The sequence below is a fragment of the Delftia sp. genome (genome assembly GCF_059499305.1).
This window is the reverse complement of the sequence record NZ_JCABYI010000009.1, coordinates 1-19,758: the sequence shown is the minus strand read 5'-3', so window position 1 is coordinate 19,758 and position 19,758 is coordinate 1. Positions and strand designations below refer to the sequence as shown.

General features: G+C 60.3%; 19 protein-coding genes and 1 pseudogene. 1 reads left to right on the top strand and 19 read right to left on the bottom strand.

All coding sequences use genetic code 11. The features are described from left to right. Positions 1-23: 23 nt before the first annotated feature. From AC5I49_RS06150 to AC5I49_RS06070, 17 genes and pseudogenes are all read right to left on the bottom strand, one after another. Complete coding sequence (locus tag AC5I49_RS06150; protein WP_016449629.1) at positions 24-344, bottom strand: ArsR/SmtB family transcription factor; 321 nt, start codon at positions 342-344, stop codon at positions 24-26. A 140-nt stretch (positions 345-484) separates the two neighbouring features. Further along, positions 485-3,007 (bottom strand): TonB-dependent siderophore receptor, encoded by a 2,523-nt coding sequence (locus tag AC5I49_RS06145; protein WP_313284273.1) that lies wholly within the window; start codon positions 3,005-3,007, stop codon positions 485-487. An 86-nt stretch (positions 3,008-3,093) separates the two neighbouring features. After that, positions 3,094-4,134: a siderophore ABC transporter substrate-binding protein gene (locus tag AC5I49_RS06140; RefSeq protein ID WP_154834836.1), complete on the bottom strand. Its 1,041-nt coding sequence runs from the start codon at positions 4,132-4,134 to the stop codon at positions 3,094-3,096. A 63-nt stretch (positions 4,135-4,197) separates the two neighbouring features. Continuing rightward, entirely contained in the window at positions 4,198-5,169 is a 972-nt protein-coding gene (locus tag AC5I49_RS06135) for an iron chelate uptake ABC transporter family permease subunit (protein WP_495788999.1), read from the bottom strand. Continuing rightward, the gene (locus tag AC5I49_RS06130) at positions 5,169-6,173 is read right to left on the bottom strand and encodes an ABC transporter permease (protein ID WP_043792727.1); all 1,005 of its coding nucleotides are present in this window, start codon (positions 6,171-6,173) and stop codon (positions 5,169-5,171) included. The genes AC5I49_RS06135 and AC5I49_RS06130 overlap by 1 nt, the downstream gene beginning before the upstream one ends. Beyond that, the gene (locus AC5I49_RS06125) at positions 6,170-7,987 is read right to left on the bottom strand and encodes an ABC transporter ATP-binding protein (RefSeq protein WP_495788998.1); all 1,818 of its coding nucleotides are present in this window, start codon (positions 7,985-7,987) and stop codon (positions 6,170-6,172) included. The genes AC5I49_RS06130 and AC5I49_RS06125 overlap by 4 nt, the downstream gene beginning before the upstream one ends. Next, positions 7,981-9,795, bottom strand: a complete 1,815-nt coding sequence (locus AC5I49_RS06120; RefSeq protein ID WP_495788997.1) for an ABC transporter ATP-binding protein — start codon at positions 9,793-9,795, stop codon at positions 7,981-7,983. The genes AC5I49_RS06125 and AC5I49_RS06120 overlap by 7 nt, the downstream gene beginning before the upstream one ends. A gap of 163 nt (positions 9,796-9,958) precedes the next feature. Beyond that, positions 9,959-10,996 (bottom strand): FecR domain-containing protein, encoded by a 1,038-nt coding sequence (locus AC5I49_RS06115; RefSeq protein WP_495788996.1) that lies wholly within the window; start codon positions 10,994-10,996, stop codon positions 9,959-9,961. Positions 10,997-11,005: 9 nt separating this feature from the next. Then, the gene (locus tag AC5I49_RS06110) at positions 11,006-11,524 is read right to left on the bottom strand and encodes a sigma-70 family RNA polymerase sigma factor (RefSeq protein ID WP_016449637.1); all 519 of its coding nucleotides are present in this window, start codon (positions 11,522-11,524) and stop codon (positions 11,006-11,008) included. 103 nt (positions 11,525-11,627) lie between these two features. Further along, positions 11,628-12,932 carry an SGNH/GDSL hydrolase family protein gene (locus AC5I49_RS06105; RefSeq protein WP_495788995.1) on the bottom strand — a complete coding sequence of 435 codons (1,305 nt, stop codon included), beginning with the start codon at positions 12,930-12,932 and terminating at the stop codon, positions 11,628-11,630. Between the two features lie 227 nt (positions 12,933-13,159). Further along, positions 13,160-13,711: a YbbD-related protein gene (locus AC5I49_RS06100; RefSeq protein ID WP_495788994.1), complete on the bottom strand. Its 552-nt coding sequence runs from the start codon at positions 13,709-13,711 to the stop codon at positions 13,160-13,162. 364 nt (positions 13,712-14,075) lie between these two features. Next, positions 14,076-14,390 (bottom strand): hypothetical protein, encoded by a 315-nt coding sequence (locus AC5I49_RS06095; protein WP_495788993.1) that lies wholly within the window; start codon positions 14,388-14,390, stop codon positions 14,076-14,078. 550 nt (positions 14,391-14,940) lie between these two features. Beyond that, positions 14,941-15,888: pseudogene (locus tag AC5I49_RS06090) on the bottom strand (integrase core domain-containing protein); the annotation flags it as partial. Between the two features lie 275 nt (positions 15,889-16,163). After that, a complete protein-coding gene (locus AC5I49_RS06085; protein WP_495788992.1) occupies positions 16,164-16,490 on the bottom strand; it encodes an Imm58 family immunity protein in 327 nt (108 codons plus the stop codon). A 4-nt stretch (positions 16,491-16,494) separates the two neighbouring features. Continuing rightward, positions 16,495-17,130: an RHS repeat domain-containing protein gene (locus AC5I49_RS06080; RefSeq protein WP_495789171.1), complete on the bottom strand. Its 636-nt coding sequence runs from the start codon at positions 17,128-17,130 to the stop codon at positions 16,495-16,497. Between the two features lie 769 nt (positions 17,131-17,899). Beyond that, positions 17,900-18,331 (bottom strand): RHS repeat-associated core domain-containing protein, encoded by a 432-nt coding sequence (locus AC5I49_RS06075; protein WP_495788991.1) that lies wholly within the window; start codon positions 18,329-18,331, stop codon positions 17,900-17,902. Next, entirely contained in the window at positions 18,267-18,482 is a 216-nt protein-coding gene (locus AC5I49_RS06070) for an RHS domain-containing protein (protein ID WP_415829817.1), read from the bottom strand. The genes AC5I49_RS06075 and AC5I49_RS06070 overlap by 65 nt, the downstream gene beginning before the upstream one ends. On the opposite strand from AC5I49_RS06070, the gene AC5I49_RS06065 reads away from it, so the two are divergent. Then, positions 18,408-18,710 (top strand): hypothetical protein, encoded by a 303-nt coding sequence (locus AC5I49_RS06065; RefSeq protein ID WP_156815058.1) that lies wholly within the window; start codon positions 18,408-18,410, stop codon positions 18,708-18,710. The two genes, AC5I49_RS06070 and AC5I49_RS06065, sit on opposite strands and share 75 nt — an antisense overlap. A gap of 4 nt (positions 18,711-18,714) precedes the next feature. Here AC5I49_RS06065 and AC5I49_RS06060 read toward each other — a convergent pair whose 3' ends face one another. After that, complete coding sequence (locus tag AC5I49_RS06060) at positions 18,715-19,161, bottom strand: hypothetical protein (RefSeq protein WP_495788990.1); 447 nt, start codon at positions 19,159-19,161, stop codon at positions 18,715-18,717. Between the two features lie 5 nt (positions 19,162-19,166). Then, positions 19,167-19,758 (bottom strand): RHS repeat-associated core domain-containing protein (locus AC5I49_RS06055; RefSeq protein WP_495788989.1); only part of this gene is annotated, 592 nt, incomplete at its 5' end.

The window sequence follows — 19,758 nt, the reverse complement described above, 5'->3', positions numbered from 1 at the left end:
TCGCCCCTGCCAGGCTGCGGCACTCAGCCCTGCTCGATGGCGACCTGGGTGCAGATGGCGCAGCACATCTGCGCAGCCTGCTCGTTGGCGATGAAATAGTAGATGCTGACGCCTTCACGGCGCCGGCCCAGCACGCCGGCCTGGTACAGCGTGTTCAGGTGCTGGGACATGTTGGGCTGCGTGGTGGCGATGCTGGCGAGCAGCTCGGTCACGTTCTTCTCGCCATTGCACAACACGCTGATGATCTTCAGGCGCACGGGCGCCGCCATGGCACGGAACAACTCCGCAGCGCTCTCGAAAACGCTGTCGTCGCTCAGGTCCATGCTGTCATTGCGGCTGTCCATAGGCGTCTGTCATCCTGGTATACGGCGGGAGGGCAAGGGGGCTGGCACGCTTTGCCGCCCGACCGGGCTAGTTTATAGCCCGCAGGGCGGCAGCGCAGGCTCGGTGCGGCTTGATGGAAGGCAAGCCGCCCTGTCATCGCTCAGAAATCAACCGTGGCCGACAGCATGAAGGTGCGCGGTGCGCCCAGCCCGAGGCTGGTCCACAGCGGCGTGGCCCAGTAGGCCTTGTTGGCCACGTTGGTGATGCTGCCGCGCAGCGTGAGCGGATGGCCGGCCGCCGTGGTCACGTAGCGCGCGCCGATGTCGAACACGGTGCGGCCCGGTACGGACAGCGAGTTGTCGGCATTGATGTACTGCCTGGACGCCGTGGTGGCGTTGGCCGTCAGCGTCAGGCCCTGCACGGCGGGCAGGTCCCACTCCACGCCCAGCTTGCCCTGCAGCCTGGGCACGCCCGCCGCCAGCTTGCCCTGGTTCACGCCGCCTGCCGTGCGGGTGAGCTTGGGCTGTACGTAGGCAATGCCGCCCATCAGGCGCACGCCCGTGGCCACGTTGCCGAAGAAGCCCCATTCCACGCCCCGGTTGCGCTGCTCGCCGCCGAAGGAGAAGACGTTGGAGACGGGATCGGTGTAGCCGTTGGGCCGCTGGATCTCATAGAGGCTGAAGGTGTGGGCGAAGTCGCCCAGGTCCAGCTTCAGGCCCAGCTCCTTTTGCCGGGACTTGTAGGGCGCGAACACTTCGCCCGCGTTGGCCGCCGTCATGGGGGCGGTGGCGCCCTGGCTCAAGCCTTCGATGTAGTTGGCGTAGACCGAGACACGCTCGCTGGCCTTCACCAGCAGCGCGGCGGCCGGCGTGGTGGCGCCTTCGTCATAGCGCGAGGTGCGCGCGCCCGTGGCCACGTTGAAGGTGTCGCTGAGCACCTGCTGGCGGCGCAGGCCCAGGGTGAGCTGCACGCGGTCCTGCGCAAAAGACAGGGTGTCGGCCACGCCGATGCTGGTCAGCCGCAGTTCGGTGCGCGAGATAGGGGGGGCGTTGAAGCTGGTGGCCGGGCCCCAGATGGGGTGGTAGATGTTGGTGATCCAGTCCTGGGCCAGCACGTTGCGGCGGCCGAACTGCTTGTCGGTATGCGTGTAGTAGGTGGCGTTGAGCGCCCACTGGTGGCCCACGCCGGCCGTGTTGAACTTGCCCTTGAGGCCGGCTTCGGCCGACTTCTTGTCCATCTCGAAGCCCAGGTCGGCCAGGTTGGTGCGGTAGTCGCCGGCCGTGTTGAAGACCTGGATCAGATAGGCGCCCGTGGAGCGGTACCGGGTCTTGCTGGTGCCCACGGCGGCATAGGCCGTGACGCGGTCGCCCAGGTCGAGTTCGCCGCGCACCATGGCGCCCTTGTCCTTGGTGTCGTAGAAGGCCCAGCTGGGGTTGAGCAGGGTGTCGGCCTTGGGCGGCCTGGGCACGGGCAGGCCTGCGGCCAGGTTGATGCCGCGGTTCAGGCCGTCGGTGCGGTCCTCGCTGCTGTACAGGTCGGCCGACAGGCGGGCACGGTCGCCGCGCCAGTCCAGGCCCAGCGAGGCCAGCCGGGTCTCTTTTTCCTGGTGGTTCACGGCGCCGTCGCCGTCGCGCAGCACGCCGTTGAAGCGGATGCCGAACTGCTTGCGCTCGCCGAACCGCCGGCCCAGGTCGATGTGGGCGCCCAGTTGCGCATCGGACATGAAGGAGGTGGTCAGCCGTGTCAGCGGCTCGTCGCCCGCGCGCTTGGGCACGAGGTTGACCGTGCCGCCCACCGAGCCGCCGGGCGGCATGCCGTTGAGCAGGGCCGAGGGGCCCTTGAGCACGTCCACGCGCTCGAACATTTCTGGCGATGCGCGGTAGAACGGCGCCACGCCGAACAGCCCGCCAAAGGTCACATCGCCAATGCTGGAGCTGAAGCCGCGAATGGAGTAGTTCTCGCTGATGATGCCGGTCATGCCCGTGCTGAACACGGTGGGGTCAGCGGCGGAGATCACGTCGGTGATGTCGCGGGCCTGGCGATCAGCGATGAATTTCTCGGTGTAGCTGATGGTGTTGAAGGGCGTCTCCATGAAGTCCTTGTCGCCCAGCAGGCCCATGCGGCCGCCCGTGGAGACCTGGCCGCCGGCATAGGCTTCCGGCGCCTGCTGAGCCTGTGCGCGCACGGTGACGGCAGGCATGAGCACGCCGCCGTCCACGGGCGCTGCCGCGTTGCGGTCGCGGCCCAGGGTGTAGCTGCCGTTGGCTTCGCGCAGGGCGCGCAGGCCCTGGCCGCGCAGCAGCTCGGCAAAGCCTTCGGCCACGCTGTAGCTGCCCGACAGGCCTGCGCTGCTGCGGCCTTGCAGCAGGCTGGAATCCACCGTCAGCTCCACGCCGGCCGATGCGGCAAAGGCGTTGAGCGCCTGGCCCAGCGGGCCGGCCGGGATGCTGAAGGCGCGGCGGGCCTCGCCGGGTGCCGCCCCGGAGGCGGCTCCAGATGCGGCCCCCTGGGCAGCCGCCTGCGCCAGCGCGGACGGCATGGCCACGGCCAGGCCCCCCAGTGCCAGGCCCGCCATGCAGAGCATGTGCACGGCGATGGCCGTGTGCCTGCAGGCAAAGGCCGGGTGCGGCAGGGGGCGCGATGCGCCGTTGTGCGCGGGGCGGGATGGATGGCGTAGTGCCATGCGGGACTCCTTTCGATTCGGGTAGGCGTTGGGTGTTTCACCTTGTCTTCCGAACGAGAAAGCCAAACCCTCAATCGAGAATGCGATCAATTTGCAACCGCAGCGGCCACCGGGCCCGCGCCCGCTGCCGGCGCATCGCCGTAGCCCTTGAGCACGTCATCGACCATGAGCTTCACCGAGGTCACGCTGGCCGCCGTGACGTACCAGGCCTCGGAATCGACGAAGACCACGCGGTTGTTCTTCCAGGCGCTGGTCTGGCGCAGCAGCGGGTTGTCCATGCCGGCAGCATCCATGCCCGGGCGGCGCTGCATGATGGCCGTGCGGTCGATCACGTAGAGGATGTCCGGGTTGGCCTGCTGGATGAATTCGCTGGAGATGGGCTGGCCGTGCAGGTCGGCCTCGGCCGCCGTGCTGGCGGGCCTGACGCCCAGCGCGTTGAAGACAAAGCCGTAGCGCGACTGCGGCCCGAACGAGGTGAAGGCGCCGTTGTTGTGCATGACGATGAGGGCCGTCTCCTTGCGCCCTTCGGTGGCGCGCCGGGCCTGGGCCACCTTGTCGTCCATCTCGGCGGCCTTGGCGCGCGCCAGGTCCTGCTTGCCGAAGATGCGGCCCAAGGTCAGCAGGTGATCGCGCACGGTGTCCAGGTGCCGGGTGCCGCTGTTCCTGAAGTCCACGTCGAAATGCACCGTGGGCGCAAAGCCCGAAAGCTCCTGGTAGGCGCTGGCCTGGATGGGCGAGATCAGCACCAGGTCGGGCTTGAGCGCATGCACGCGCTCCAGGTTGGGTTGGACGATGGAGCCCAGGTCCTGCACGTTGGCATCGTCCTTGTACCGGGCCAGGAAGTGGGGCACGAAGTCCTTGGGCATGCCGGCAATGGGCACGCCGAGCTGGTCGAGGAAGTCGGCCTCGTTCATGTCCAGCGCGGCCACGCGCTGCGGCGGGCGCTCCACCACCGTCGTGCCCAGCTGGTGCTGCACGGTGACGGGCTTGAACTCGCCGGCGCCCGCCGCCTGCGGCGCTGCGGCCTGTGCCGACGGGTTGGCGGGCCGGTCGCAGGCCGACAGGGCCAGGGCAGCAGCCAGGGCCAACATGGGAGCGTGATGGGGAACGCGGAACAGACGGGTCACGGGCTTTCTCTCCTGAAAAATGGGATGCATTGCGTTGGGTGTTTTTGGGAGGCCGGGGCCGGCTCAGGCCCGCCCGCACCCGCGCACCATGAGCGCGAGGAAGTAGCTGCCGCATACCAGGTTGACCAGGATGCCCACCGAGGTGCGGTAGTTGAAGACATGCTCCACCGCCAGCTGCGCCGCGAGGAAGATGGCCACGGCCACGGCGCAGCCCAGCGGCAGCGTGACCCGGTGGCGCGCCGTGCCCGCCAGCGCATAGCTGATGTGGGCCACGAAGATGCCCATGAAGGCCGTGGGCCCCAGCAGGCTGGTGGACACCGCCACCAGCGCGGCAATCAGCGCCAGCTGCAGGCGCAGCTGGCGCTGGTAGTGCACGCCCAGCGAGATGGCCTGCTCGCGCCCCAGGGCCAGCACGTCCAGCACGGGCAGGCTGCGCCGCACGATCACGCAGGCCACGGCCACGATCAGTGCCGACCACAGCAGCTGCGCGGGCCGGGCGCGGTTGAACGAGGTGTAGCTGTAGCCCTGCAGCACCGAGAATTCGCCCGGGCTGATGCGCAGCTGCACGAACTGCGTGAAGGTGCCTATCACCATGCCCAGCACCAGGCCCAGCAGCAGCAGGAAGTACACGTTGTCGCGGCCCCCGCCCAGCAGCCAGCGGTGCAGGGCCCAGGAGTAGCCCAGCATGCAGGCCACCGACAGCCAGAAGTTGCCGCTGGGGCCCAGCACCACCAGGCTTTGCATGCCCATGGCCAGCACCAGCAGCGCCTGCAGCAGCAGGTAGACCGCCTCGTAGCCCATGATGGCGGGGGTGAGGATGCGGTTGCCCGCAAGCGTCTGGAAGACGATGGACGACAGCGCAATGCAGATGCCGCCGATGACGATGGCCGACAGCCGCGTCAGCCGCCGTGCAATGACGTAGCCGAAGTCCAGCCCCGAGCCCAGCAGCACGAAGCAGGCCGCCAGCGCGACGGCAACCACGGCAACCACGACAGCCGCAATCCATGCGGTGGTGTGAGGCAAGGCCTTGCGCATCACGGCCTTCTGCGCAGGATGAGCACGAGGAAAAGCACGCCGCCCACGCTGCCCGCCGTCAGGCCGATCGGCACCTCGAAGGGGTGCATGATCAGCCGGCCCACGATGTCACAGGCCAGCAGCAGCGAGGCGCCGCTGAGCGCGACGATGGGCAGGGTGCGGCCCAGGTTCTCGCCGCATCGCATGGCCACCAGGTTGGGAATGACCAGGCCCACGAAGGGAATGGCGCCCACGGTGATGACCGTGGCCGAGACGGTGACCGCCACCAGCACCAGGCCCAGCGTGGCCAGCGCCGGATAGCTCAGCCCCAGGCTGGTGGCCATGCCCTCGCCCATGCCCAGCACGGTGAAGCGGTGCGCAAACGCATAGGTCAGCACCACGATGGGCACGATGAGGTAGATGATCTCGTAGTGGCCCTGCACGACGCGCGAGAAGTCGCCCAGCAGCCAGCCCTGCATGCTTTGCAGCAGGTTGTGGCGGAAGGCATGGAACTCGGCAATGGCGCTGAGCACGCTGCCGTACATCAGGCCGACCACGGGCACCAGCACCAGGTTGCGCAGGCGCATGCGGCGGATGATGGCCACGTACAGCAGGCTGGCGCCCAGGCAGAACACCAGCGCGAACACCATGCGCCAGGCCACGCCCCACGCGCCCGAGGTAAAGGCCGAGGCGGGCGCCACCGTCAGCGACACCAGAATGCCCAGCTTGGCCGCGTCCAGACCGCCGCAGGTAGCAGGCTCCACAAAGCGGTTCTGCACGATCTGCTGCAGCACGACGCCGCACACCGACAGCCCCACCCCCGTGAGCACCAGCGCTGCCAGGCGCGGCAGGCGGCTGGCCGTGAGGGTGAGCCAGGCATCGCCCGACAGCGACAGCAGTTGCCCCCATTCCACCTGCCGCGCGCCGGTGAGCACGGACGCGCAGCACAGCGCGGCAAACGGCAGCAGCCACGGCGCCAGGCGCGGGACCTGCGTCCCGGTCTTTGGCTTCGCAGGCTCGCTCAACGGAGGTCCTCACCCGTGCCCGTGCCCGTGCCCGTGCCCGCTACCGTGCGCGTTCCCGCAATGCGCCAGCCCTTGGCGGCGTGCCGCCGCGCCAGAAAGCGCGCATACAGGCCTTGCGCCTGTGCCAGCTGCTGCGGCGTGCCCTGCTCGCTGACGCGGCCCTGGTCCAGCACGATGATCTGGTCGGCCATGGCCACGGTGGACAGCTGGTGGGCAATCACGATCAGCGTGCGCCGGCCGCGCAGCCGCGCCAGCGCCTGGGCGATGGCGGCCTGGTTCTCGGCATCCAGCGCGGCCGTGGCCTCGTCGATCAGCAAAATGGGCGCATCCTTGATGAGCGCACGCGCGATGGCGATGCGCTGGCGCTCGCCGCCCGACAGGCGCGCCCCGCCCTCGCCCACCGGCGTGTCCAGGCCCTGCGGCAGGCGCTCGATGATTTCGGCCACGCCGGCCTGGCGGGCCGCTTCCATCACATCGGCATCGCTGGCCTGCGGGCGGCCCATGCGGATGTTGTCGGCAATGGAGCCCTGGAAAAGGTAGCTGTCCTGGAAGATCTGGCTGATCTGCCCGGCCAGCCGCTCGCCCGCGATCTGGCGCACGTCGATGCCGCCCACCAGAACGCTGCCCTGCTGCACATCGAAAAAGCGTGCGACCAGCCGCAGCACGGACGACTTGCCAGAGCCCGAGGCCCCCACCAGCGCCGTCATCGAGCCCGGCTCCACGCGCAGGCTCAGGCCGCGCAGCACCTCGGGCTGGCCCGGCGCGTAGCGGAACACCACATCGCGCAGCTCCACCGAGGCATCGCGCGGCGCCTGGGGCACGGCAGGCTCGGGCAGCGGCTGGACCGCGAGGATGTCGCGCACGGCATCGAGCTGCACGCGCGCAGCGCGCAGCGAGTCGGCGTAGCCGGCCACCTCCAGCAGCGGATCGACATGGCGGCAGGCCAGCAGCAGGGCCACGATCACGGGGATGGCGGCTTCCATTCCCATGCCCATGCCCTGTGCTGCAACGCCGCCCAGGCGCTCGTCCAGCCACAGCGCGCCGGCCACCAGCAGGGCCGCAAACACGGCCTGCACGGCCCAGCCGTTGAGCACGCCCGACAGCGCCGCCAGGCGAATGGATTGCGCGCCCGATGCGCGCTGCCGGCCCAGGGCCTGCTCCAGCCAGCGCGTGCCGCCGCCTTCGCCATTGAAGGCGCGCAGCACGGACTGCGCCTGGGCAAACTCCACCATGCGCTGGCTGGCGCCGGCCATGCTGCGCTGCAGGCGTTCGTCGGCACGGCGGCCCAGGTGCGCGGTGACCAGCAGCACGCCGGCCAGCAGCGGCAGCGCCAGCAGTGCAATCAGGCCCATGCGCCAGTCCATGGCACACAGCGCGGCCACCACGGCAACGGGCGCCACGGCGCCGCTGAACACGGGCGTGAACACATGGGCCGGCAGCTGGGCCACCTCCATCATTCCCTGCGAGACAACGTGGTTGAGCCGGGCCGTGTTCTCGGGGGTGAACCATCCCACGGGCAGGCGGGCCACATGGTCGCCAAGCCGATGGCGCGCCACGCGCAGCACGGCGGCGCCCAGGCCCAGGCCGGCTTTTTCCACCTGGCGCTGCCAGGCCCAGCACAGCACCACGCCCGCCAGCAGCACGGCCAGCCAGGCTGCGGCGCCGCGCGTATCGCCTGCCAGCAGGCTCGACAGCACGGGCACAAGAGCGGTGACAACCAGGCCGCTGAGCAGGCCATGCAGCACGGCCATGCAGGCATAGCGGCGGAAAAGCCGGGCGTCGTCGCCCAGCAGTTGCATCAGGGTCTTCAGCATGGGGGCAGCTCCGGGGCCAGGGCGGGGGTGGAAGGCAGGGATTGGGAGGGCTGTGATTCGTACCCGCCCAGCGCCCACAGCCGTGCGTAGCGTCCGCCCAGCGCCAGCAGCTCGGCATGGCGGCCGCGCTCGAGGATGGCTCCGCCTTCCACCACCAGGATCTGGTCCGCATGCATGACGGTGTCCAGCCGGTGGGCGATGACCAGCAGGGTGCGTCCGGCGGCCAGGCGCGACAGGGCTTCCTGAATGGCAGCCTCGCTCTCGGCATCGGCAGCGGCCGTGGGCTCGTCCAGCACCAGCACGGGCGCATCCAGCAGCACGGCGCGCGCAATGCTCAGGCGCTGCTGTTCGCCCCCGGACAGCTGGGCGTCTTCGCCGATCACCGAGTCATAGCCGCGCGGCAGCGCCAGGATGCGTTCATGGATGTGGGCGGCGCGCGCCGCCTCTTCCACCTCCTGCGCGCTGGCCGAGGGCCGGCCCAGTGCGATGTTCTCGCGCACGCTGGCATGCACCAGGCGCACGTCCTGCAACACAAAGGCCAGGTGGCGGTACAGCTGCCGGGTCTCGATCTGCCGCAGGTCCACCCCGCCCAGCGTGATGCGCCCTTCGTTCGGGTCGAAGAAGCGCAGCAACAGCCGGGCGAGCGTGGACTTGCCCGCGCCCGAGGCACCGACCACGGCGGTCACCGTGCCGGGCCTGAGCGTGAAATCCATGCCCTTGAGAACGTCATGCCCCGCCTCGTAGGCATGGCCCACGCCTTCGAAGCGGACTTCGCAGCCTTGGGGCAGCCTGCATTGATCGGCGGCCGGTTGCTCCAGCACGGGCGTGCGCAGCAGCGCCTGCACGCGCTGGGCGGCGCCCGTGGCGTGGTTGAGCGCATGCAGGTTGAAGCTGAGCAGCTGCAGCGGCGCGCTGATGCCCGGCGCCACCAGGGCAAAGGGCAGCACGTCCACGGGCGCCATCCAGCCCAGGGCCGTGAACAGCGTGCCAAAGGCCAGCACCATCCCCAGCACGGCCACGGGCGCGATCAGCGCATTGGCATTGGCGCGCGCCGACACCAGCGGACGCGCAAAGCCTAGGAAGGCATCGGTAAAGCCATCGACGGACTCGCGGTAGCTGCCATGGGCGCGCCCGCTGGCACCAAAGGCCTTGACCACGGGAATACCGTGCACAAACTCCACCACCGCGTTGTTGATGCGCGCCAGTCCCGCGCCAAAGGCCGGCATGTGGGCGCCGCTGGCCTGCATGGCATGGCGCATCACCAGAAAGAAGATGCCGAACGGCAGCGCCGAGACCAGGGCCATGCGCCAGTCCATGGCCACCAGGTAGACCGCAGAAGCGGCCACCGTGCCCGCGCCGCGCCCCACCGTGGTGTAGAAGTGCGCGGTCAGCTCGTGCAGGGTGGCCACGTCGTCCTGCATGGCCTGCTTGACCTGGCCCGAGGCCCGCTCGGTGAACCAGCCCAGCGGCACACGCGCCAGCCGCTGCATGGCCGACAGGCGCAGCCCGTGGGTGAGGCGGTTGTCGGTCAGATGGGCAACCAGCTCGCCCGCCGACACCAGGGCCATGCCCGCGAACAGGCAGACAAGGCACAGCGCGATGACGCGCCAGGCATCTGCCGCCACCATGCCGCCATCGGCCAGCGCCAGCCGCGCGATGTGGGCGATGCCGGCCAGCGGCGCCAGCGCCAGCACGGCGCCCGCAAACGACAGCAGCGCGGCAAGAACAAGCTGCGCGCGGATGGGCTGCAGCGTCTGCGCAATGGGGCCGGGGCCGGCCTGGGCGTCATCGGCCTCGGGTGAGTGCATGGGTTCTCCTGGAAGGCATGGCGGAACAGAAAAGAACAGAAAACAAGGGCTCTTGCCTGTCTTCCGAACGAGAACGCCAAACCCTCAATCCCCAGGGGCAGAAAGTTGAATCAGCCGGTAACGGATTCCGAGAGACGGGGAAGGCGCCGCGATGAAAGAAGCCTCAGCCCGCCGCCTGCACCGTGACCCAGTAGCGCGTGCGCGAGACCACCTGCACGGGCAGGCCCAGGGCCAGGTTGTGCAGGGCGCGGTCGGTGTCGCGCAACGAGAACACGCCCGTGACGCGCAGGCCTGCCACCTGTGGGTCGCAGCGCAGCAGGCCTGTGCGGTAGCGCGCCAGTTCGGCCACCAGCTCGCCCAGCGGCATGTTGTCGGCCACCAGCACGCCGCGCGCCCAGGCGGCGGCACTTTCCTGCGCAGGCACCGGAGCCCGGGCCTGCTCGCCAGTGAAGACGGCGCCCTGCCCCGCATCCACGCGCACCACCTGGCCCGGCGCCCTGGCAGGACGCACCTCCACCGCGCCCTCGAACACGGCCACGCGTGAATGCTCTTCTTCCTGGCGCAGCGTGAAGCGCGTGCCCAGGGCCTGCACCGTGCCGTGGCGCGAGCGCACGCGCAGCGGGCGGGGTGTGCTTTGCGGATCGGGCGCGGTGGTGACGAGGATTTCGCCGGCGCGCAGCAGGATCAGGCGCTCGGCCTCGTCAAAGCGCAGGTCGATGGCCGAGGCCGAGGCCAGCACCACCTGCGTGCCATCCGGCAGCGTGATCTCTCGGACTTCACCACGCGCCGTGCCATGGCTGGCGGCGGCGACCTGCCATGCATCGGTGCCGCGCACCACATGGGCAATGCCTCCGGCCGTGGCCATGAGGCCCAGCAACTGCATGGCACGGCGGCGGCCCCGGGGCGCCGGCGACGCAGCGGAGGTGTCCGCCAGCGTATGCCGTGCAATGCCGCCGGGCACGCTGCGCAGCTTGTCGTCAAAGGCCTGCAGCCGGCTCCAGGCCAGCTCGTGCCGCGGATGCTCGGCACGCCAGCGGGCGCAGGCGGCGCGGTCTTCGTCGTTGGCGTCGTCAGCCCACAGGCGTGCCATCCATTCGGCGGCGCGCTGGACGATGGCCGGCTCCAGCGGCTCGCTGGCGGACGCAGTTGCGCAGGCGTCAGCGGATGCGGCTGACGCAGCCGATGCCGGAGATGAAGACATGCCGGCCACTCAGCACACGGCGCCGTGCAGCGCCTGGTAGCAGGCCAGCAGGCCGGCAGCGATGTATTTCTCCACCGAGGACACGGACACGCCCAGCTCGGCCGCGATATCTCGGTAGGCCATGCCGTCGAGCTTGCACAGCAGCAGGGCCTTGCGCGCCTTGGGCGGCAGGCCGTTCAGCGCGGCATCGATCTCCACCAGCGCCTCCAGCGCCAGGGCGCGGGCTTCCTCGGAGGGAGCCATCTGCTCGGGCAGCAGGGCCAGGGCTTCAAGGTAGGCCGCCTCCACGCGGCGGCGCCGGTACAGGTCGATCACCAAGCCATTGGCGATCTGGGTGAGATGGCGGCGGCGCTCATCGGCCGGGGGAACGCGGCCCGTGCGCAGCAACTGCAGGTAGACGTCGTGCGCCAGATCGGCCGCATCAAAGGCATTGCCCAGCTTGCGGCGCAGCAGGCCGCGCAGCCAGCCGTGGTGATCGGTGTAGAGAATTTCGACTTGTTGCTGAAGCGCAAACTCGGCGGCGGCCACAGTACCCCTCCCTGTGCCCCAGGGCGCAGGCACGCCGGGGACGTATGACAAATGAGAACCATTTGCATTTTATATGGAAGCCAGCCCCCGCCGCCGCGACGCACTAGCGCTGCGGCAGGCCGGGCAATATGGCGTTCAGGTCTACCGCTTTGGCCATGGCGCGGTTGCCTTCGTCGCCAGGATGCAGGTGGTCGCCCGAGTCGAAGCGCGCCGCCATGCGTGCCGGGTGGGCGCTGTCGCGCAGCACGGCGTCGAAGTCGATGACGGCATCGAAGGCGCCGCCCAACCGTATCCATGCATTCACCTGCCGCCGCAGGTCGTCCTTGCCGTCCTGGTAGTAGTCGTCCAGCGGCGTGCCTGGCAAGGCGCCCTCGAAAGGCGGCAAGGTGGCGCCGATCACGCGCAGGCCGTGGCTGCGCGCCCTGGCAACCAGCTGGCGATAGCCCTCTGCCATGTCCTGCAGCGTGGGGCGCTGCGCCCGCGGCGCAAAGGCCGTGCCGGGCCAGGAAATATCGTTGATGCCCAGCAGCACGATGAGGCTGCGCACACCGGGCTGGGCCAGCACATCACGCTCCAGCCGCGCCAGGGCATGCTCGCCCATGCCATCGGACAGCAGGCGCGCCCCCGAGATGCCGGCATTGACCACCGCCGCGCCGTGCGGCGCAAGGCGCGCGGCCAGGAAATCCGGCCAGCGGCTGTCCCTGTCCAGGCTGGCCGTGGCACCGTCGGTGATGGAGTCGCCCATCACCGCCACCACCGGCGCCGCAGCTTCTGCCTCGACCTCTATGCCCGCCAACAGCGGGCGGGCCGTGCTGCTGAGCGTGCCAGGAGCCGAAGTCCGCAGCGCCGCAGCCGCGGACTGGTCGCCCGCCACGATCCAGCCGGTCTGACGCCCATCCCAGTGAAAACTCTGCACAGGCATGGCGCCGGGCAGGTACAGGCTCACGGCCACCTGCGACAGCGCCGCCAAAGGCAAGGCCACAGGGTCGCTGACCAGGGATGCGCCTGCGGCAATGGTGGCTTGCGCGCTGCCGCCAAAAGTCACGGCCTGCAGGCTGCCAGCGTCAATGGCGCCCTCCGGCAACGGCTTTGCCACGGTCGCCCTGCCCACGGTCACAGGCTGGCCGCCATAGGCGTTGGACAGCACGATGCGCAGGCGCGGCCCGCCCAGGCTGATGCGCGCCACCTGGCGCACGGTCTGGTCCTGCAGAACGGCGGGCAGGTTGGTAGGAAAGAGGAAGTCCGCCCCCCAGACTGGCTGCGGGCTGGCCTGCCACGTGGCAGCCCAGTTGGAGGCTTCAGCCGAACCCGCCGGCACCGTCGAATCCGCCATGGCTGGCGTGGAAATCACAAGCGCCAGAAGGGCCGCGCCCGAGGCCGTGGAAAGCGATGGAAAAAGTTGCCGCATGCAAGGAATCCGATGTCTGTCGATGGCGGGATCATGGATTCAAGGGCTGCGCGGGACTAGACGGTCTGCTGGAACACCATCTGTGAATTTAATTCACGATGAGGCCTGTGCTGTGCTTTGGCAGCGAGGATGGGGTGCGTATTCAAGCGTTTTTTTGTAGGAGCGATGCAAGGCTGAAGCGGTCTTTTGACGGCAAAAATCACATCCTATAGATTCACCCGCGTCAATTACCTGATGTCCAGATATTGCATTTCAGGCTTGAAATCGCCATGCTCACAATATTTCTTCGCCATTTCCGAAGTGTATTCAGTCGAATTCAAATTAGTAGCCGTTGTCGCCTTCGTCACATAATAAATTTCTTCACTAGAGCTTACTTTCCCCACCAGATATAGATTTTCACCAAATCCATTCGAAATATCCTGAAAAGCGCACCAGCCTGATTTTAATTTCTCAGCGCCCTTTTTTTGAAGCAGCGCCACTCCATTTTTTGATGCTTTCATATTCATCTTTTTCTGGAAAGCAATAGATTGAATTTTTTCCAACTGAAAGAACATATAAAAATGATTAGTTTCCACATCAGCATATATTCTGATATTAAAGGCAGTTTTTGGTAAAAAAACAGGAACCCAAGAGATATATCTTTGCCCATCTTCATCCAACATATCATAGGAAGAGAAGAAGCTCTCCTTTTCATTTTCGACTGAAGAAATAAGAAAAATAAGTCCCAAAAGTGTAACCACAACGAATGATCCGAAATATACTTTTATTATTTTCTTCATGGGCTTATATATACAATACTCATAAAACAAGCGCTTATTTCGCAAGACCCAAGAATGAAACCCCAAAAATTCCAGTGAAGCCTCTATTCCTTACAACCTAACCAATCTACATCCGCCACAAAAATTACCGTGACTATTGGATAATTTAACATGCATAACAGTAGCGCTCCGGCCAAAAAGAGCAATTTATTGTTTGCAACAACAGCTAGTCCAACATCAGCAAAGAAAAAATCTGTGCACACCCACTCCAGAATGGATGCAATATTTAAAGACTGGCTTAACTGTGCGAGTGTGTTAGTTAAAAAAGGCTATGGTAATTGGCACAAGTCTTTACTTCAAGGAAAGTTAAATCGCGGTAATATTTTCATCTACCCAAACAACCATATTCACCCACCGAATTATTCCTCACCATTTCTTCTCCAGAAGAAATTATTTCACTATTTTTTATAAAGAAATAAGTAAAAACACCATCGTCCATTGATTCTTCGTACGCCACATCATCCTTTAAATCACTTGAATATTTTCTCAGATCTTCAAGAACAACTAATTTTGGCGTATATGGCGGAAATACACAAACAAAGTCGTAATCTTTATTTATATGATAATTAAAACCATCTTTTCTGAAGAAAAAATATCCACTCAGCAAGATTAAAATAATAATTACCAATTTAATCTTCATGGAGTTTACCAGTCTTTTCTTGCATTAAGCGCGCCAGAGTTTTTTCTATGATCCATACACCACCATCATCAGTACTATCTTGGAAATTATTTTTCACGATCTTTGTCAGGTGTTATTTTCTCTATCGCTCTGCTGCTTATTATTACTTCTACAAAAAATCAACACAAGAATAATTATCGGACCAATGAGCAAATAAATCGTCACCAGCATTTTTATATTTCTTGGAACTTCACAATAAACAGAGGAAAATACGCTTATTATCCAAATTGATGCGTATATTGCTTTCCTTGTTGAATGAAAATATATAGATCCAACAATGCAAACCAAAAATACGAAAGATATTGCCCAAAAATAATACAACACCACATCGGTTGCAAAAGCGAAAGCCGGCATGGGTAATGCAAGAAAGAAAATCAGTCCAATCGCATCCGCAAGTAATTTTGAACGCATTGATTTTATTGCCTTTGAAATCTTTCCAAGCTTGTTCTGTAATTTTTCCTAGATCACTATTCTCGCCCGGTTGTACTATTTCCTGGCTTAAGATGTTCAGTCCCACAGTGAGATGGTGCGGATGAAGTCTAAAGCGGCTTGGATCTTTTTCCCATGCCTCGCAAATCGCCCGGAATGGTGTCTTCCACCTGAGCGCCTTCAAGTGTTTGCCGAAGTTGTAGCTTTGAACGAAGGCCTGGACATGCTCCCGTAGCTGCTCCAGTCCCTCGTACTCGTACGCCTTTATCGTGGATTCCTTGATGGTCCGGTTCGTGCTCGGCCATGCCGTTCGTCCAGGGGTGGTACGGCTTGGTGTGCCTTTTATCGACACCGTTGAACTTGCAGATGCGTTCAAAGATGTGACCGATGCATGTGTCGGTGACGCCGCCTCTGAAGCGTTCTTGTCCCGTAAAGGCCATGCCGTTGTCCGTCAGAACGGTATGTATGCGGTACGGGAGGCCACAAGCACCTGCCGAAGGAACTGTGCTGCATTGGCTTTCGTGGCCCTGTCAAAGAACGCGACATGCGTGAATTTTGTGACGCGATCTATGGCGACAAACATGTGCTGTCTGCCACTGGAGATCTTCATTTCAGCGCTGTCGATGTGCACGAAGCCCAGCGTCGTTTCTTCAAACTTTCCGTGCCTTCGTGGCAGGTGCGTTACGGGTTGTCGGCTGATTCCGTGACGCTGCAGGCATCGATGCAAGGCGCTGCGGCTGAGCTTGGGTGCTGTCTCCAGGAGCTGTCCCATGAGATCGTCCAGCGACAAATGCCCTTGCTTGCGTAACGCAATTGCCAGATGTTCTTGCTCTTGAGAAAGATGCCGGCTTGCTCTGTCCCGAGGACCCATAGGCTCGTAGAGCACCGAGGTGCGGGCACGCCACTTGGCCACGGTCTTGGGATTGATGCCGTAGAGCTTGGCCAAGGACCGATGGGAGCCGGTCGCTAGCTGGAGCTCTGCGCGGATACGCGGCGTTGTGCGGGCGCTGCCATGCAGGCGGATTGCCATAGTGCTTTCTCCTGTTCCAGGCTGAAGATGCACCATGACTTCCTGGGACCGTACATCTTAATCGCATGAGCGAGGGTGAACTTAATAGAACAAGTAAGCGCAAAAATTTGAAAAATTCTTTAAATTTTCGCTTGAACTATGAGTACTTAATAAAAAGCCACCATCCAATGTTTTCATGGAAGTTGCTGTATTAAGAAGAAGTAAATATTTATATGACTACTATTGATGGCAATATAATTTGGAATTTATTTTCACAATAAACATAATCTCATTTTTCAATATTCAACCTTTGCCAATCGACCCGAAGAGAAGATAAATCTAACATCACTATACCATATTATATCATTTTCCATTTTTATTTGAGGGTTAACTGCTTTTTTATTGATGGATGAATTCTTTAACTTATATGCAACCTGCTCCATATCCATTCCTCTCCATTCGCGCTCGATGAGTGAAATTACATTATCAATATCTGCACGCGCTGATTCACAGCCTTGATTTGAGTAAGATAATGTTATTGATTTATCGACAACCGAGTATGCCAAATAAATAATCACCAAAATTAGCGCAATTATCAAGATAAATGATTTTTTTATTTTCATAAAATTATTGACCTGCTTTGGCGACATCTCTTGCAAAAGAGCGGTAGTTATTGGAATTGAATGGATTCCAATTATATTTTTCTCTATCTTTATTTTCTGAAATTTCTTTTGCGTAGTCAGCAACTTTTTTAGGATCGGCAGAACTACAGGTTAACTTTGCCGGAGTCCCTTTGCCTGATCCCTTTGAAAGCTGCTCCTCCAGATTTTTCATGGACTCATCTGTTGGAACACCATCTTTGCCTATTTTTAGATTAGGCATTGGAGTTTGCCGAACGTTTCCGTCGTCTTGGGGTAGTTTAGAGCCCATAATTCCTTTTGCATTTGGGTTGTATCTACCGTATTCAAAGTATTGTGTCTTCCCTGAAGTATCATATGTCAACACACCATTATGCCCACCAAGCCATGTGCTTGTTTTACCTTCGGCGTACTCAACCGGATAATCTGGAAAATTAACAACGCAGGCTTGCTGTAAGCCTAATGAATCTATCCACCCCGTGGGATTTACAGGGTAGATATAGTGATTATTGTCTCCCATCAATCCAATCGGATCCTGATTGATATAGCTCCCCACCACCGGATCGTAATACCGATGCCGGTTGTAATACAGCCCCGTCTTCCTGTCATGGTGCCGCCCCGGCAGCCGGATCGCCTAGTGGATCCCCTGCGGTTTTTACTCTTGCTGCACATTGCCTCAACGATTCAGCTTGTGGCTCGAGTCCGTTACGGCCAGTGGCGTGCCCACGTAGTCGCTGGATGGCAAATGGCCCTCGTTGCACCTCCTACTGTCCTTTTATTTCCTTTCGCGTGTCCTGCCGTATTTTGATGGCGTGCTCTGCAACCCCGCCCAGCAGAGCTATCAACTAATTTCAGTAAATCAAGTCATTTTCATGGAACCTCGCAGACTGGAGCTCATCTTCCTGTAAGTCAGTGACCGAAGAAGTCGGGCAGATCAAGGAAAAACTCTTGTAGAGTAATTTAAATTCATTTAAATTTATTAATTAATTTATAAAAATGCTCCATGCATACCAACGAAATCAATATGTATACTGGAATTAAAACAATCCTCCATGAAAAATAATAAGAAAATATTCCTTCCTGTCCATAAATTTTCCATGGGAAATATATAAAAAACATAAAAATTAAAGATCCAAAGATATATGAAATTATTATTTTCATCATCTGTATTTATTTAACAGGAACAGTTGTCCCGCCAGTCCTAAAAGTTCCTGGGAATGGCGTTGGTTTAAATCCTGCTGTATTGCAGATCACAATTTTTGCCTCAGTGCTGGCTGCGCCTTGTATTTTTGCGATAATCGGATTGTTAAACCTTGTTGCATAAACACCTTTCCCATACAAATTTTTTCCCAATATTAATAACCCCATCCTGCGATATCTTTTTTGCGGCTTCTTTAGTTGTGTAGTGGTATAGAGTGCCAGGTAAGCGGTAGCAAGAAACAAGTCCTGCGGTTGCCATCTACTCCGATGGCACCAATATATGGGGCAGTAGCAGAACCAATTATTGCTGGAGCAGTTATTTCTCTGAATGGCTGCCCTGCTTTTATTGCTTCAGATAAAGCAACTCCTCTTTTTGCTCCTTCAAAAGTAGTCAGACTTAGGAAGAATAATCCCTCGGGGTCGATATTACTTATTGGATTCGAATGGCAGTATTCGCTCATATGAATACCTCCATTTAATCCAATCGGATCCTGATTGACATAACGCCCCACCACCGGATCGTAATACCGATGCCGGTTGTAATACAGCCCCGTTTCCCTGTCATGGTGCTGCCCCGGCAGCCGGATCGCCTGGTGGATGCCCTGCGGGTTGTATTCCTGCAGCACATTGCCCCAAGGGGTCCAGCTTTGCCGCCCAGGTGACTAGCCCCCGTTGGTCGGTCAGGGCCATGGGCGTGCCCAGGTGGTCGCATTGGTAGTGGTGGATGGCGATGCGGGCGTGCTGTTCTTTTTCCTGTTTCTGCAGCTTTACCTTCATGCCGTTGAGCAGGCCTGTTCACCCAGCATGGCCTTGGGCGCCGGGCAGCAGGCCGTGGTCCACTGGTGTGCCGCAGATGTTGGGCAGCGTCTTGCTACAAATCACGCGGCATGCCCGCCAGCATTTCTGTGGTCTGCCCGTCGTGAATGTCCAACATGGCCAAGTGATCTGCATGGATTGGAATCCTACCTTTTTCAAATCATTGATTCGAAGAATCTGGACAACTGAGAAATCAAGATGGCTTCTGATCTTTGGCTTCAATAATCTCTTTATTTATTAGGAAATCACCGTATGGCCATACCGTTATGATTGTTTTTCTTACGAAACCTCCATTTATCTCATCGAATCTTGAAAATTTTGAAATCTTGAAATACTGGGTGTGATCACCCAATGTATTTGCAATCTTTATTGATCTAGGGAAGGCATTCAAGTCAACCTCAAGCCCACTAGTTCTAATCTCTATATTATTCCTTATTATCTTATGATTTATTTGCCAGGCAAAAATACCTTTAACTTCAAGAGAATACTGTGGATCGCCTAATTTCTCAAATATTTTAGATATGCGCATACCTTCGATGGCAGATAACTCCATCTTCGTCGGAATTAATAAGAAAATCAACAAAGACGCCATATGCATGACAAACAGCGCGATTGTTAGATAGATAAATTTTTCAATCACATTAATTAATCTTTGCATCTTCTGTAGACAGGATTTCCCTTAGGAGCACCACCATTCCAAGGCCAGCCGGTTGAATGAGACCCATTTTCTGATCCTGCACCAATAGTAGTATTATTTTCCGTGACAACTGCGACGTGCCCACTCGCATCTGGGTAAGGGTATGCTACTGCAACAATATCCCCAGGTTTTGGTGAATTAACTATTTCAAAATTTGGTATGATATTTTTCTCATCAGCCCAATCTCCTGCACTTATTGGGCCTCTTGGTATAATCCCATACTTGTAACGAGAAGGTGACTTAACACTTGCATCCTCGAGCACTTCATGAACAAAGAGGTTGCATTTATTTTTATCCTCTCCAAAACCATAGCTAGATTTACTTGAATATCTTGCTTGATTGTTTAGTTTTTTCGCTGCTTGCAAAATTCTTTCTGCACAAGTTTTCACAGGAGCCAATCCCAAAGGATCAGTAAATATTATGGGACTCGTCGCGTATATACTTTTATTAACCCCACCTGCCAACCCGATCGGATCCTGATTCACATAACTCCCCACCACCGGATCGTAATACCGATGCCGGTTGTAATACAGCCCCGTT

Coding starts and splice junctions, on each gene's coding strand:
- AC5I49_RS06150 (WP_016449629.1), bottom strand. CDS start 344: ATGGACAGCCGCAATGACAGCATGGACCTGAGCGACGACAGCGTTTTC.
- AC5I49_RS06145 (WP_313284273.1), bottom strand. CDS start 3,007: ATGGCACTACGCCATCCATCCCGCCCCGCGCACAACGGCGCATCGCGC.
- AC5I49_RS06135 (WP_495788999.1), bottom strand. CDS start 5,169: ATGCGCAAGGCCTTGCCTCACACCACCGCATGGATTGCGGCTGTCGTG.
- AC5I49_RS06125 (WP_495788998.1), bottom strand. CDS start 7,987: ATGCTGAAGACCCTGATGCAACTGCTGGGCGACGACGCCCGGCTTTTC.
- AC5I49_RS06120 (WP_495788997.1), bottom strand. CDS start 9,795: ATGCACTCACCCGAGGCCGATGACGCCCAGGCCGGCCCCGGCCCCATT.
- AC5I49_RS06115 (WP_495788996.1), bottom strand. CDS start 10,996: ATGTCTTCATCTCCGGCATCGGCTGCGTCAGCCGCATCCGCTGACGCC.
- AC5I49_RS06105 (WP_495788995.1), bottom strand. CDS start 12,932: ATGCGGCAACTTTTTCCATCGCTTTCCACGGCCTCGGGCGCGGCCCTT.
- AC5I49_RS06100 (WP_495788994.1), bottom strand. CDS start 13,711: ATGAAGAAAATAATAAAAGTATATTTCGGATCATTCGTTGTGGTTACA.
- AC5I49_RS06095 (WP_495788993.1), bottom strand. CDS start 14,390: ATGAAGATTAAATTGGTAATTATTATTTTAATCTTGCTGAGTGGATAT.
- AC5I49_RS06085 (WP_495788992.1), bottom strand. CDS start 16,490: ATGAAAATAAAAAAATCATTTATCTTGATAATTGCGCTAATTTTGGTG.
- AC5I49_RS06070 (WP_415829817.1), bottom strand. CDS start 18,482: ATGAAGGTAAAGCTGCAGAAACAGGAAAAAGAACAGCACGCCCGCATC.